The organism is Pseudobacter sp. (assembly GCF_051955275.1).
Lineage (GTDB): Bacteria > Bacteroidota > Bacteroidia > Chitinophagales > Chitinophagaceae > Pseudobacter.
On record NZ_JBQCGW010000178.1, the window covers coordinates 1 to 15,399 of the forward strand.

General features: G+C 49.1%; 12 protein-coding genes. 8 read left to right on the plus strand and 4 right to left on the minus strand.

What is annotated here, in order from left to right; all coding sequences use genetic code 11:
* The 3 genes from ACTHMC_RS15135 to ACTHMC_RS15145 all read left to right on the plus strand — a co-directional run.
* A partial coding sequence (locus ACTHMC_RS15135) for a hypothetical protein (protein WP_440414244.1) occupies positions 1-328 on the plus strand: 328 nt, incomplete at its 5' end.
* A 16-nt stretch (positions 329-344) separates the two neighbouring features.
* Positions 345-2,522 carry a peptidase domain-containing ABC transporter gene (locus tag ACTHMC_RS15140; protein ID WP_440414245.1) on the plus strand — a complete coding sequence of 726 codons (2,178 nt, stop codon included), beginning with the start codon at positions 345-347 and terminating at the stop codon, positions 2,520-2,522.
* Positions 2,523-2,597: 75 nt separating this feature from the next.
* Positions 2,598-2,864, plus strand: a complete 267-nt coding sequence (locus ACTHMC_RS15145) for a helix-turn-helix domain-containing protein (protein WP_440414246.1) — start codon at positions 2,598-2,600, stop codon at positions 2,862-2,864.
* 165 nt (positions 2,865-3,029) lie between these two features.
* Here the strand turns inward: ACTHMC_RS15145 and ACTHMC_RS15150 are convergent, their stop codons facing one another.
* From ACTHMC_RS15150 to ACTHMC_RS15160, 3 genes are all read right to left on the minus strand, one after another.
* The gene (locus ACTHMC_RS15150; RefSeq protein ID WP_440414247.1) at positions 3,030-3,260 is read right to left on the minus strand and encodes a hypothetical protein; all 231 of its coding nucleotides are present in this window, start codon (positions 3,258-3,260) and stop codon (positions 3,030-3,032) included.
* Between the two features lie 287 nt (positions 3,261-3,547).
* Positions 3,548-3,784 carry a hypothetical protein gene (locus tag ACTHMC_RS15155; RefSeq protein WP_440414248.1) on the minus strand — a complete coding sequence of 79 codons (237 nt, stop codon included), beginning with the start codon at positions 3,782-3,784 and terminating at the stop codon, positions 3,548-3,550.
* Positions 3,785-3,953: 169 nt separating this feature from the next.
* On the minus strand, positions 3,954-4,145 hold the full coding sequence (locus ACTHMC_RS15160; protein ID WP_440414249.1) for a hypothetical protein: 192 nt from the start codon (positions 4,143-4,145) through the stop codon (positions 3,954-3,956).
* A gap of 177 nt (positions 4,146-4,322) precedes the next feature.
* Between ACTHMC_RS15160 and ACTHMC_RS15165 the strand changes: the two genes are divergently transcribed.
* Positions 4,323-4,889 carry a hypothetical protein gene (locus tag ACTHMC_RS15165; RefSeq protein ID WP_440414250.1) on the plus strand — a complete coding sequence of 189 codons (567 nt, stop codon included), beginning with the start codon at positions 4,323-4,325 and terminating at the stop codon, positions 4,887-4,889.
* Between the two features lie 51 nt (positions 4,890-4,940).
* Here the strand turns inward: ACTHMC_RS15165 and ACTHMC_RS15170 are convergent, their stop codons facing one another.
* Positions 4,941-7,361, minus strand: a complete 2,421-nt coding sequence (locus tag ACTHMC_RS15170; RefSeq protein WP_440414251.1) for a hypothetical protein — start codon at positions 7,359-7,361, stop codon at positions 4,941-4,943.
* Positions 7,362-7,508: 147 nt separating this feature from the next.
* Here ACTHMC_RS15170 and ACTHMC_RS15175 point away from each other — a divergent pair, with 147 nt between their 5' ends.
* From ACTHMC_RS15175 to ACTHMC_RS15190, 4 genes are all read left to right on the plus strand, one after another.
* Positions 7,509-9,020: a carboxypeptidase M32 gene (locus ACTHMC_RS15175; RefSeq protein WP_440414252.1), complete on the plus strand. Its 1,512-nt coding sequence runs from the start codon at positions 7,509-7,511 to the stop codon at positions 9,018-9,020.
* A 16-nt stretch (positions 9,021-9,036) separates the two neighbouring features.
* The gene (locus ACTHMC_RS15180) at positions 9,037-9,450 is read left to right on the plus strand and encodes a hypothetical protein (protein ID WP_440414253.1); all 414 of its coding nucleotides are present in this window, start codon (positions 9,037-9,039) and stop codon (positions 9,448-9,450) included.
* 182 nt (positions 9,451-9,632) lie between these two features.
* On the plus strand, positions 9,633-14,435 hold the full coding sequence (locus tag ACTHMC_RS15185; protein ID WP_440414255.1) for a PKD domain-containing protein: 4,803 nt from the start codon (positions 9,633-9,635) through the stop codon (positions 14,433-14,435).
* A 74-nt stretch (positions 14,436-14,509) separates the two neighbouring features.
* On the plus strand, positions 14,510-15,399 hold an 890-nt coding region (locus tag ACTHMC_RS15190), incomplete at its 3' end, for a PKD domain-containing protein (protein WP_440414256.1).

Genomic DNA, 15,399 nt, shown 5'->3' on the forward strand with positions numbered 1-15,399 from the left:
TATCGGTTATATCTATGAAGGCATGCCTGTGAAATTCCAGGTAGATGCATTCAACTACAATTCCTGGGGCGTACTGGAGGGCAAAGTGATCAGTATCGACAATGATTTCAGCATCGTGAATGACCAGCCCTTCTTCAAAGTAAAATGTGCACTCAGCAGCAATACGCTTACCCTGCCAAATGGTGTGGAAGGAAAACTGAAAAAAGGGATGACCATGCAATGCAGGTTCATCCTGGCGCGCAGGGGATTATTGCAGTTACTCTATGAGCGAACAGACAGCTGGATCAACCCCAACTCAAAGCACGGAAAGGAAATGCCTGTGAAATAATATCCAATCAAGTCCTATGCACCTTAAGAAAAACACCAAAGTAAAGCAACACGACATAACCGACTGCGGCGCAGCCTGTCTGCAGTCCATCGCCGCACATTACAATCTTCAATTGCCGATTGCACAGATCCGGCAAATGGCAGGCACGGATACCAAGGGAACCAATATCCTGGGGCTTGTGGAAGCCGCACAAAAACTTGGCTTCGAGGCCAAAGGCGTGAAAGGAAGCTATGAAGCCATGCTGGATATGCCGGTACCGGCCATTGCGCACGTGATCGTTCAGCAACGGATTGTGCACTATGTAGTGATTTATAAAGTGACCCCCGAAGAAGTGGTGGTGATGGATCCGATCGACGGACAGGCGCATACCATCAAAAAAGAGGAATTCCTGAAAACCTGGACCTCCGTACTGGTTTTGCTGCTTCCTGCGGAAACTTTCCGCGAAGGCAATGAAAAAGTATCGCATCTGCGCCGTTTCTGGATGCTGCTTCGCCCGCACAAGGCCGTTAGCATGCAGGTGCTCTTCGGCGCAGCCATCTATACCATTTTGGGCTTATCAGTTTCGCTGTATGTGCAGAACATTGTAGATCATGTTCTCATCGGTGGCAATACCCGGCTGCTGAACCTGATGGGTGTGACCATGCTGGTGATACTGGTATTACAGTTCTTCATCGGTGGGCTCAAAAACATTTTCGCTCTTAAAACAAGCCAGCACCTGGATGCCAGTCTTATTCTCGGGTATTACAAGCACCTGCTGAAACTGCCGCAGACCTTTTTCGATACCATGCGTGTGGGAGAGATCACCAGCCGTATCACCGATGCTGTAAAGATCCGCGTGTTCATCAATGATACGGCCATGGGTCTGATCGTGAATGTATTCATCGTTCTGTTCTCATTCATTGTGATGTTCATTTACCAGTGGAAGCTGGCCTTCCTGGTAATGTCTGTGATCCCTCTCTACCTGGTGATGTATTTTATCAGCAACCGCTTCAATAAAAAATGGCAGCGGAAAATGATGGAAGACAATGCAGAGCTCGGCAGCCAACTGGTGGAATCTCTCAACACCATTACCACAATAAAAAGGTTCGGACTGGAAGAACATGCCAATCTTAAAACGGAATCCCGTTTCATCAAACTGCTTAAAAGTATTTTTCATACGGGCATCTTCAATGTTCACCTCGGTAATGCGGCATCACTGGTAAACGGATTGTTGGTAGTGGCTTTACTCTGGACCGGCGCCTATATGGTGGTAGGCCGGTCATTAAGTGCCGGTGAGCTGCTTTCTTTTTATGCGTTGCTCGGTTATTTCACCGGGCCTGCCATGAGTATCATCGGTGCGAATAAAAGTATTCAGGATGCACTGATCGCTGCTGACCGCTTGTTTGAGATCATGGACCTGGAGCAGGAAAGCTCCACCAACAAGATCAAACTGGAAGCAGGAAAAACAGGAGATATCACATTCCACCAGGTGAATTTCCGGTACGGCACCCGGGTGGATGTATTCAAAGGGCTTGACCTGGATATACCGCAGAACAGTATCACCGCCATTGTGGGCGAGAGCGGCAGCGGCAAGTCAACGCTCATTTCATTGTTACAGAATCTTTACCCGTTGAGGGCTGGTCATATCACGATCGGTGACACCGATATCAGGTATTTCGATAATGAGAGCCTTCGGCAGCGGGTGAGCGTGGTGCCGCAACAGATAGACCTGTTTGCAGGGTCAGTGCTGGAGAATATTGCGGTGGGTGAGTTTGAGCCGGATATGCAGCGGGTGATAGATATCAGCCGGCAGCTGGGCATACTTGAATTTGTAGAGCAGCTGCCCGGAGGCTTCAATACCTGGATCGGTGAGCATGGCGTGAACCTTTCCGGCGGCCAGCGTCAGCGGCTGGCCATTGCCAGGGCTTTATACAGGGACCCGGATATCCTGATCCTCGATGAAGCGACCTCCTCCCTGGATCCGATAGCAGACCAGATGGTACAACTGGTTTTGCAAAGGCTGAGAAGGAATGGCAAAACGATCATTGTGATTGCGCACAGGCTAAGCACCGTGATGAATGCAGACAAGATAGTGGTACTGAAGAACGGGCAGTTGCAGGGGCAGGGTTCCCACTCACAGTTGCTGGAAGGGAATACCACTTATGCAGAACTCTGGCAACATCATCAGGGAATGATGGTGGGCGCTGAGGGTTGATAAGAAATGCTTTAACCAATAAGAATATAAAACCAATTACGAGAAACAACATTCTATGTACGAAACCCTTTGAATATGTTACAAATCACCACTATTTCTCACACTACCCGCGTGGCAACAAAGATCCGGACCTTAAGAAGGAACCGGGAATACTCGCAGGAGTATATGGCCTTGTTATTGAATATTTCCCAGAATGCGTACAGCAGGCTGGAGAATGGAAAAACACCAATCACTATCGACAGGCTTTACCAGATCAGTTCGATCCTGCAGACCAACCCCGGCTCACTGCTGGAGATGGAAGAAGTTGCAACCGTAAAGGAGTGGCAGCGCGCACGGTATTGAAATAAACATTCATAGTGAAATAAGCAAAAGGGCCGGGAGAATTCCCAGCCCTTTTTTACACGTATGCCTGACAGTTATAGTGTCTCCACTACAACCCCATCCAATGTCCGGGATGGTCTTTTTCAGCTGCATCCTACTTTCCGTAATGATGCAGCTAATTTCTTATTACACAGTTGGAAGACTGAGTTTAGAGAGAAATGCAGCCAGTCCACCAGCAATGGTATTAACCGCACCTGAAGCTCCTGAAGTCAGGATCAGCAGGCTTGCAGAAGTTGCAGCTACAGTAGGAACCAGAACACTGTTGAGGGTAGACAGGAGGCTATCCAGACCGGCGCCGCCATTGATCTCCATCAGCTCCTGGTTTGAGAGCGCGTTGAATTGATCTAAGCTTTTCATGATTACATTTTTTAAAAAGTGAAGGAAGATTTAGCCCTTTAAAATTGCCTACAATCCTCTTATTTACCTAACCATGAACAGTTTAAATTATAGCCGTCAGTTGTAGTTCAATTAAAAAAGGCTCCAAATCCTGGAGCCCTTTTACAGTATCTGAAAACCATGGCCAGATACTATATTCCCCGTCCAAAATGTTTCAATGGTAAGCATTACCGGTTTGGGGTGTTCCCGGTTGTTTGTTACCGTTAGTATCCTGTATTCCTGGCAGGGAGCCGGGACACTACGTGTTTTTAGATTTTGAGGCTGCCCAGCAGGTTGCCTACGATCCCTGCAACACTGTTCAGCAGTCCGCTTACAGTTGAAGAAACAGTAACCAGTGTAGTTCCTACCCCTGTTGCGGCAGCGCCGAGATCAGGAATGGCCAGCGTTACGGGCGTGCCAAGCAGATTCAGCGTAATAGTTGTAGATGCGCCTCCGTTGATATCCTTGCATTCCTGCCCGGAGAGTGGTTGAAAATTTGTATTCATGGTTATAGATTGTCAGTTAAACAAAGGGTGCAGAAAAGACCCGTACGGTAGCACGGGCCTCTTTGCTGTATGTTGATGGCTATACTTTCCCATTTACATACATAAAACCCGATACTTGCTGATCAGTTGCAGGGAAAGGATAAGCTGTCCCGGCAAGCGATCATCCTGATTAAACAGGCAGAGGAAGATTTCCCAGCAGTCCTTTTACCAGGTTAACTACTGTAACGAGGATTGGTCCGAGTACAGGAATGACACCAACAATTCCGCTAACTGTGTCAAGGATACCATCAAGAGCGCCACCGCCATTGATTTCCAAAGCTTCCTTCTCCGTTAACGGAGTGAATTGATCGAAGTTTTTCATAACATACTTTTTTAAAGTGAATAGGATTCTTGCATAAAGTTGAAGCTTCCCCGGATGAATACCTAACCATGAAAAAGCTAAATTATACGCTCTTGTTGTAGCACAAAAGCATGTAGTTATTTCGGGGCATGCAAATTGCATAAGATGTGGTAATTTATTTACACAATACCAAATCACATGCGAACAACCTGGATCATCCTGGTAGTGACGCTCCTTGCTGGCGCCATTATGTACTTCCTGGCACAGAAGCCTGATAAGACAACCGTTCATAACACCATTTCTTTCGGAAATACCCCGGACTCCATCCGCCGCAACACTACCCTGTACGTTGCTTATGACCCTGCACAGGTTTATTTCAGAGACAGCGGCTGGGCTACTGCAGATTCCTCGCCCCTGAAAGTAATCCCCCCGGACAGTGCGCTCAGCGCTTTCAACGGTCATGGCTCTGCCACCTTTTACCTCGATTACGGGCATCAGTATTTTTATGATATCGAGATCAGTAAACCGGCAACAGGACAACCATTTGGCATTACACTGGACCTCACTCCCGATCCCGGTAACAATACCGTCAATGTAAATGGCGTGGTTGACAGCCAGAATGGGAAACTGGATTTCAGCGGCCCCATGATGAAGATGTACAAAGCATTTGTAGTCAGCTATAACGCAAGAATTCCTGATTCGCTCAAATCCGTTGACAGTACCATGCTCAATGCGGAAAAAGTGATCACCATCATACAGAAATAACAAAAGGCCCGGCAGATCTGCCGGGCCTTTTGTTATTCTTTTCAAACTGCCTTATTCCAGGATCTTCTCGATCCTCGTCATCCTGCCTTCTTCATTCATTCCTTCAATGATCACTTTCAGTTTCCTGGAAATATCATTATTGTAAAATGTAAAAGTTGCCTTCTTATTCATTTTGTCTGTCAGCAGGTAAGGCGCCCAGTATAAAGTAGTGCGCACATCCAGCACATCATACAATGCAGACTCTTTTGAATAATCCGGAGAATAGAATTCCTTCACGGCAGCATATCCCAGCATCTTGTTCTTTTCCATACCACCAGGCACATTGCTGGCCGTTCTGCCTTCACCGCCCTTTTTGGTATACACCGCAATGGCGCCACCAGCTCCACCACCAAATGCACCAAAGAAAGGAGGACGGAACACTTTCACATAAGCCACATCCGCTACCGGTGTATTGGCCATCATGCTGGCATCTACCTGCATCTCGTTCAGGAAGAGCGTGGGTGTCTGACCGCGCCACTGAAGATTGGCACCATCAGGCCCACCGGCTCCCGTGATCTGCAAACCAGGTACACGGCCCTGCAGGAAGGTGAAGATATCGCGCGCAGACATGGCAAAGGGATCGTCCATCATATCAAATGAATAGGCATCCCCACCGGAGAAAAGCCCGCTTGTATATTTCGAATCCAGGATCTGCGATTTTGATTTCTGGCGTCCTGTAACGGTAACAGCCTCCAGGGTCTTCACACGCTTCGCGATCTCGGGCCGCAGCCGGTCCGCTTCACGCGCTATATAACGGCTGCGGTTAAGCGCTTGCGTATCCAGTGGGTTGTAGATCCTCCAGAGCGGATTGAAGGTAACCAGTGAAGGCGAACGCATGGACCCGTTGGAGAAATTGACCACGGCTGTTTCCGTAAGTTTCTGATTCTTGTTGAAACTATAGTACAGCTTCACGGTATCGAAGAATACCAGTCCCTGTTCCTCGAACCTGCCTTTATTATCAACAGGCAGCAGGAACAACTGACGGGAAGAATCCCTTGCCTCCATGAACACATTGAGCGAAGTGCCCTGCGGGATCTGGCTGGGATTGAGGCCTACCAGTTCTCCTTTGAGCGATAAATAATTTTCGAGCGGGTATTTGATCTGCGGCATTTTACCTGCTGCAAGATCATCCCAGTTGAAACGGCGCCATCCGTGCGTGAGCATCACCAGTTCCAGGTGATCCTGCACCGAATCCGCAGTGGAAGAAAAATAATAAGCAGGCTGGAAGATGAATCCTTTCAGTTCGTCGGTGAGCAGAAAACGGGAGAAGATATCTTCTTTGCCATCATCACTCACCGCAGCATCAGTAACAGATACGGAAAGATTGGAGCGAAGCGTGTCCGGCACATCGATAGTGAGTACATTCTTTCCGCGCCTCGTAACATTCTTGCCTGCGTCTATCAGATCAGGCAGGAATAGATAATCATTGTTGTTCACAAAAGTGATACGTTCTGCCAGCGCTTTCCAGTTACCATCGAAGAGTGTGACCTGGAGAATACCGCTGGGCAGGTTATCTGTAGGTATCAGTCCGCTGGTCATGAAATTGGAGCTCAGGTCAACCGTAGCCTTGTATACTACCTGCTGGTAAATATTTGCCACAATGAAAACCTTTTTCAGCTCCGGACCGGCATCCATGGAACGCTTCACCACAAAAGAGCGGCGGGGGCCGGTACCATTGATCTGCAGGACAGCACCTGAGTTTTTGATGCTGGGAAGTTCTGCCTTGTAAGCAGCGCCTTTCTCATCCTTCCATTCTGCCGTGTAGGTAGTACCTGCCACTGGCTCCAGTTCAAACTTGCCCATACCATCGTGCGCGCTGATAAAGCTGGCTACAGTGGCACCCTTCGCATCCTTCACCACGCCCTTCACTTTGATGGGGAAACCACGGCTGTCAGTTCCCTTGAAAGCGATATTGGTGGAGATCCCGGCGACCATGTCGCCCCCCTCCGGGAAGAATTTCAGCACGGGAGGTGCAGCTGCAGCAGCAGCTATGGCAGCATCATTTTTGGTTACCACCCTCAATGTTTTTGTATAGAGGAATGCTGAATCGAAATTCATCATCCAGTTGGTGTACGCGCGGAACACCACTTCCTGGATATTGAAGTTCTCAGGGAGATCGAAATGCGAAGCAGTGGATGCCTCGTATACCGGCAGCACTTTCCGTTGCAGCAATTTGCCGGTGGCCGGATCAATCAGTTCAGCATAAAAGTTCTTACTGATATTCGAAGGCAGGAAACCTGCCTGGATATAAGCCTTGAACCAGATGGTCTCGCCGGGATTGTACACCCCTTTATCGAAATGCACGTGAACCTTTTCCTGGGGAAAGCGTTCACCATATACATTGATCATCGAGTCGATCCGCTGGGCCTGGGAAGAGATGGCAAACACCATCAATACAGCCGTTGACAGGTAAGGAAGAATAAGTCGTTTCATGAGTATCACTTCTGGATGACAAATTACTGCGTTTATCATTGAATACCGGCAATTTTTTTTGTCTTTGATCTGTTAAAGGGATGTTGTTACCACCATCACCGGTCATCCATCCATGATTATGATATTAAATTATGATATTTGAGCATTATGAGCACTACAAATACCAACTCAGCTGAACTGTACAGAAGTTACCAGTCCTCCATGCGCCGTATTGCCGATATCCGTTACTCAGCTGCCGTATTGCAGTGGGACCAGGAAACCTATCTCCCCTCAAAGGGTGCGGCATTCCGCGGCCAGCAACTGGCCACACTCACAGAGATCGCACACCAGGAATTCACGTCGGATGCTCTGGGCGTACTGTTGCAGGAACTCAGTTCCCGGGCGGACCTGGATGCAGAACAGCAAAGGAATGTAGCCCTCACCCTGGAAGATTACAATCGAAATAAAAAATTCAGTTCCGCTTTTGTGCGCCAGCTCACGGAAGTGGTCAACAGGAGTTTCCACAGTTGGATGGAGGCCCGCAAAGCCAATAGTTTCAGCCTTTTTGCGGGTGACCTGGCAGAGCTGGTGAAGCTGAAAAAAGAAGAAGCGGAAATACTCGGCTACGAGCGCCATTGTTATGATGCCATGCTCAACGACCATGACAAAGGCGCATCCGTACAATTGCTCGACAAGGTATTTGACACCATCAGGCAGCCGCTGCAATCCCTGCTGGCACAGGTGCAATCACGCCCGCAGGTGAATAACAGTTTCCTGCAGCAGCATTTCCCTAAAGACAAACAATGGGATTTCGGCATGCAGCTCATCCGAGAAATGGGTTATGACCTGGAAGCAGGCAGGCAGGACCTTTCAGAGCATCCCTTCACTACCAATTTCAATTGCCGCGACGTGCGCGTTACTACCCGCATAGATGTGAACGATCTCGGTAACATGGTGTGGAGCTGTATCCATGAAGCCGGACACGCCCTGTATGAACAGGGATTGCCCGAGCCGCAATATGGTCTTCCCCTGGGAGAACCCGCATCCTACACTATCCACGAATCGCAATCGCGCCTATGGGAAAATCATGTGGGCAGGAGCCTCGCCTGGTGCCAGCATTATTTACCAGTGCTGCAACAGTATTTCCCTGAACAACTGCAGTCGCTGGACGCTATGACCTTTTACAAAGGGATCAACCAGGTAACGCCCTCGCTTATCCGTACAGAAGCGGATGAACTCACTTACCACTTCCATGTGATGATCCGTTACGAACTGGAAAAAGCACTGATGGAAAATTCCATCACCACCGCAGATATCCCTTCTTACTGGAATGAGAGCTATCTCAGGTATATGAACGTGAAAGTGCCTGACGACAGGCAGGGTTGCCTCCAGGATGTTCACTGGAGCCACGGAAGCTTCGGATATTTCCCAACTTACAGTCTGGGAAGTTTTTATGCAGCACAACTTTTTGCCATAGCTGAAAAAAACATCCCCGGGCTGGAGCATCAGATACAAAAAGGGCAGATGGATTCGTTATTAAGCTGGCTGCGTGAACAGGTTCACCGTTATGGAAGGATGTATACCAGCGAGGACTTATGCAAAAAGGTAACGGGAGAAACGCTGAACATCAGCTATTTTCTGCAATACCTGCAACGTAAATACGGAAGTATTTACGCATAACGAAACCATTATCTGTATGAAACAACTTCTACCCTTTATTCTCATATTGCTGGTAGTTGGCTCAGGCTGCAAGAAATTTATTGAAGAGCAGCAGGAGAAAGTATTGATGAATGCCATCACCAACGGCACCTGGTACATAGAAGAGTACCGCGAGAACAACACCGATATCACTTCTTCTTTCAGTGACTACGAATTTCAGTTCAATAAGGACGGCACTTTACAGGGGAAACGCACAGGCCTGGCCCCAGACAATGGCACCTGGCAGGCCAGTATGCAGAATGCGTCCTTCACTGCGCAGTTCCCGTCTGCCATCGATCCGCTGAAAAAAGTGAACGGCCTCTGGAAGATCACTGACAGCTATATGAACTACGTGGAAGCAGAGATGAAAGTATCCGAAGGAAAGAATTTTCTGCACCTCCGGAAAAAATAACCGTAAAATACAACCGCAAGCTATTTGACCTAAGTCAAACACATAAGTAAAAACCCTTATAAAATCAAGAAAATCAGCCAATGTAGACGATTCTCACCACCCTTTTTACGTGTTAACCCTTAGAAAGATGCTACCTTAGACATAAGGATCATCCATATATCTTATAAGGGAACACCACACCAATGAATCGAATAACCTGGCTAAACCTATGCCTGGCTGTTATATTATGTAACAGTACGGCCTATGCGCAGATCAGTGCTGCCTTCACGGCGAGCACTCAACAAGGTTGTGCGCCTGTGATAGTGCAATTCAATGATGCCTCAACCGGCAGCCCCACCTGGTGGCGATGGGACCTGGGAAATGGTACCGTCTCCTTCCTGCAGAATCCGGCCACCACATACTTCAATCCGGGAACTTACTCCGTTAAACTTGTAGCAGGTAATGATGCAGCTAAAGACTCAGTGACCCTCACTGGTTATATAACTGTACATGCACAGCCAACGGTGAACTTTTCCGCTTCATCCACTACAGGTTGTTTTCCGCTGCCAGTGCAGCTATCGGATCTCAGCGATCCCGGCAGCGGCTCCATCAGCAGCTGGCAATGGGATTTCGGGGATGGTGTTATCTCCAATGACCAGCACCCTGCCCATACCTATACCAGTGCAGGACAGTTCAATATCTCCCTTAGGGTGAAGAACTCCAACGGTTGTGAACAAACGCTTACAAGAACAAACTATATAAGCCTCCAGAATGGAGTGAAGGCAAACTTCAGCTTCTCTTCTCCCAACAGTTGCAAGGCTCCTTCCACTATCCGGTTCACCAACAGCAGTACCGGAACCGGTACGCTCAGTTATGTATGGGACTTCGGTGATGGCCAGACCTCAACCGATATTAATCCGGCGCATATTTATTCAGCTAATGGCAGTTTTACAGTAAAACTGATCGTACGGAATGCCACGGGTTGCACGGACTCCATCATCAAAGTGAATACCATCACTATCGGCAATACAGATGCTGATTTCAATACTCCTGCCCAGATCTGTGCCGGACAGCCGGTTACCATCAACAACGCTTCTGTACCTGCTCCTGCTTCCTCCCGTTGGACATTCGGTGATGGCAGCAGTTCTACTGCCCTGCACCCCGTAAAAACATTTGCACAGGCAGGAAGTTTCAACATCAAGCTGGTGGCCGATTTCGGCAACTGTAAGGACAGTATTACCAAAACCATTCAGGTAATTGCAAAACCCACCGCTGCTTTCACAGCCAACAATATCATTGGCTGTAAAGCGCCGCATACCGTTGACTTCACTGCCCAGACGCCTGGCGCTGTTGGCTATGAATGGTTCTTTGGTGATGGCAGCAAAGGCACCGGAGCAACCGCTTCGCATACCTATACTGCCAATGGCTCTTACTCCGTAAAACTGGTGGTGACCAACGCTGCAGGATGTACAGATACCATTCAGAAGAACCAACTGGTTCAGATCAAAGCCGCTGAAGTGAAGATTGGAGGACTGCCCCTGGAAGGCTGTGTGCCACTGGTGTTTCAGCCCGGTGTAACAGTTGTGAGTGCAGACCCCATTGCCAACTGGCAATGGTATTATGGAGATGGCGGCACTGCCAGCGGAATGAACACACAACATACGTACACTGCCGCCGGCAAATTCACTGTAAAACTGGTTTATACCACGGTGGGCGGCTGTACTGATTCTGTGGTGGTACGCGATGCCATCAAAGCCGGCAACAAACCCATTCCCGCTTTCTCTTCCAATCCTGCTGATGCCTGTGCAAATATGCCTATCAGGTTTACAGATCAGAGCACAGGAGCCATTGTGGATGAATGGGACTGGACTTTCACTGACGGCGGCCGTTCCTCAGAACAAAACCCAAACTACCTTTTCAAGGATACAGGATATTTTGGTGCAAAGCTGGTAGTGACCAGTAATGGCTGTAAAGATTCCATCACGCTGAACCGGGTGGTGCATATCCGTCCGCCTCTCGCCAGGTTCGATATCGTTTCTTCCTGCTTGTCGCGACTGTCAAGGAGTTTCGTAGACAGATCGATCGATGCCCAGACATGGCGTTGGGATTTCGGGGATGGCAACAGCTCCACGCAACAACATCCTTCTCATGCTTATGCGGCTCCGGGTAATTATACCATTACGCTTACCGTTACCAATGGAGGCTGTTCGCATACGGTGCAGAAACAGGTGAACATCATCAATGAAAGTGCAGCATTCACCATGCCGGCCACAGAGGTCTGCAAAGGCACAGCCTTGACGCTGGTGCCTGCAACCACCAATGCACAACAGATCACTGGATGGAACTGGAGTATCTTCCTGAATGGTTCGCTCTATGCAAGCGCTAATACGCAGCAGGCCAGATTCACCTTCAATGAGGCAGGCATATATACCGTTCAACTTCAGTTCTCAGACAGGAACGGCTGCCGGTACAACAATACAAAAACTGACGTGCTCCGCGTGAACGGTCCAACTGCCGCCTTTGCCCCGGCCAATCCTTCCGTTTGCCCCGGCTCAACGATCACTTTCAATGACCAGTCCATTTCAGACGGGCAGAACCCCATCAGTAACTGGACCTGGAATTATGGTGATGGCGTTACTGAAACCCGCAACACCGCTCCTTTTGAGCACACCTATAACACACCAGGGGCTTACAATATTCAGCTGACCGTTACAGATACAAAAGGTTGTTCACATTCCCGCACCATTACCAAAGCGGTGAACATCTCGCGCCCGGTGGTAAAATTCCATGCGCCGGATACGCTTTCCTGTGCAGGTCAACCCGTCCGTTTCTTGGACCAGACTGTGGCCGATGCAGGTGTGTATACATGGGACTTTGGTGATGGCAGTGGCTCTGCAGCCAATGCACCCTCACATGCATATACTGCAGAAGGATTATACACCATCAAGCTGGTGGTGAAAGACAGGGTAGGTTGTTCCGATTCCCTGACCCGGACTGCGTATATTGCTATCCGTAATCCGAAGGCGGCGTTCACAGCAGATAAAACCACTACCAGTTGTCCTCCGCTGGTGTCTGCCTTTACCAATCAAAGCCAGCACTTCACCAAACTGACCTGGGATTTCGGCGATGGCACAGGTTCCAACCTTCCCGCTCCTTCCCACTTCTATACCTATCCCGGAACTTACCGGGCCAAATTGCTGATCACCAGTGTGGGTGGTTGTCAGGATTCCGCATTTGCCACCATGGATGTGAAAGGCCCTACCGGCAGTTTCACCTATGATAAAACATCGGGCTGCGCACCTACTTCCATCGCGTTTACAGGAATCAGCAACACTCCTGCAAAATTCATCTGGGATTTCAATGATGGAACCACCAATATGACAGATGGCGCCAACTCCACCCACGGCTACACTTCAATGGGGGTTTATCTCCCCAAAATGATCCTGGAGGATCCACAGGGCTGCCGGGTACCCATTCCGGGCAAAGACACCATTCATATTTATGATGTGAGCGCTGCATTCAATAATAACCTGCAGTTATTATGCGATTCCGGCAGGGTGATATTCAATGACCAGTCTGTGTCCAACGACCAGATCACTGGCTATTCCTGGGTATTTGGAGATGGCTCAACGCTCAGCGGCCAGAAGAACCCGGTACATTTTTACAAGCAGGCAGGGCTGCACTCCGTTTCACTGAAAGTGACCACCCGCATGGGTTGTACCTCATCTGCGAGCCTGCCCCTTCCGATAAAGATCGTATCAGCACCGGTGGCGGATATCAGCAGCAGCCTGGGCGCCTGTGTGCCTGCTGTGCTGGGCTTCGAGGGAAGGTTGCTTAAACAGGATACCTCTTCCCTAATCTGGAAATGGAATTTCCGCAATGGGGAAACTGCTGCCGGTCAGAAGCCCGGTGAGATCAAATTCGCGACAGCAGGAGAATATCCCGTACAATTGATCGTTACTAATTCATCAGGATGTGCGGACACCGTGGTAAAGAAAGTGAATGCATGGCCATTGCCCGCACTGGATGCGGGTTTGGACCAGGTGATCTGTCGTGGGTCGAATGCAACTCTTACCGCTACCGGGGCAACCACTTACGAGTGGCAGACCGATAATACCCTGAATTGCCTGCAGTGCCCCACACCTTTGGCATCACCTTTGGAGAACAGGCTCTATCGGGTGAGAGGGATCAATGGATTTGGGTGCGAGGCCACCGATTCAATCAAAGTAACCGTGAAGCAACCATTTACAATCAGCGCCCACCTGGGCGATACATTATGCAAAGGGGAATCACTGCAATTGTTTGCCAGTGGTGCAGAACTGTATGAATGGTATCCCGGTACCGGGCTGGATAAACCAGGAGCTGACCGTCCTAAAGCAAGGCCCGACGCCTCTGTTACTTACAGGGTGGTAGGGAAAGACGATAATAACTGCTTTACAGACACAGCCTATGTTCCCGTGACCGTATATCCCTGGCCGGTAGTGAATGCAGGCGAGGATAAGAATGTGGGCTCCGGTTCCTCTGTTGGGCTGACAGCAACCGTATCTGCCGATGCCACCAGCATCAGATGGGTTCCTTCGCTTGGACTGAGCTGCGGCGATTGCCTTACTCCGCTCGCATCTCCCAGGCAAACAACCATTTATACGCTGGAAGCCAAAAATCAGGGTGGGTGTATTACCCGTGATATGGTAACTTTGTTTGTATTCTGCGACAACAGCAACCTGTTTGTTCCGAATACTTTTACGCCCAACTCTGACGGGCATAATGACGTATTCTATCCCAGAGGGAAGGGAGTATTCTCCATCCGCTCCTTCAGGGTCTTCAACCGCTGGGGCGACCTGGTGTTTGAAAGAACAAATGTTCAGCCCAACGACATCAACAGTGGCTGGAACGGCATGCACAAAGGGAAGACAGCCCCACCCGATGTGTACATCTATACGCTGGAAGTTGTTTGTAATAACAATACAATATTCAATGAAAAAGGTAATGTTACCCTTATGCGGTAAACTGCCCATTTTAATCCGTACCCTATTCAAAACATGAAGGAGCATTTCCTTTTGGATACCCTAATTAATACTGCTTGAAAAGAATCTGGCTTTGTACGATCATTTTACTGACGCTGCTGCAACAGGTGGCGGCCCAGGCCCCCGTGGCGGCATTCACTTCAAACAGGCAGTCTGGCTGTGCCCCTCTGGGCGTTGCATTCAGGGATCAATCCACCAATTCTCCCAAATACTGGAGCTGGGATTTTGGCAATGGTGAATTCTCCAACCTGCAAAACCCATCCATCACTTACTCCCAGCCAGGCACATACGCTGTAACTCTTACTGTCAGAAATGGTAGCGGAACCAATTCCATCACCAGAACAGATTATATAACAGTAACCAGTTCACCTACGGCCAACTTCATTGCATCAGCCAGTATTGCCTGCGCACCTTCCGAAGTGCGGTTCACGGACAGAAGTGTACCCAATGGCAACGTTATCACGGAATGGTACTGGGATTTCGGAGACGGCACTACATCCACAGATCAGAACCCGAGAAAGACATATACAACACCCGGCTTTTACACCGTATCCCTGAGGATCACGTCGGCAAGCGGATGCCAGTCATCCAGATCGGTAGCCAGAATGATTCGCATAACCAGCGGCGTTACTGCGGATTTCAATTTTACCGGGGCAGCTACATGCCGCCCCCCGTTCAATATCAGTTTCAGCAATCAGACCAGCGGACCAGGTACACTCAACTACCAGTGGATCCTGGGAAACAGTACAAATTCCACGGCAACCAATCCCACTACCACTTACGCCGGTGCGGGTACTTATAATGTTACCCTCACTGCCACCAGTCAGTACGGATGTTCACATACTGTCACAAAACCAGTTACCCTGGGCATCACACCCACCAGCTTTACAGTGCGGGATACTGCCTGTATGGATGTACCCGTAACTTTCACCAACGGATCCACTCC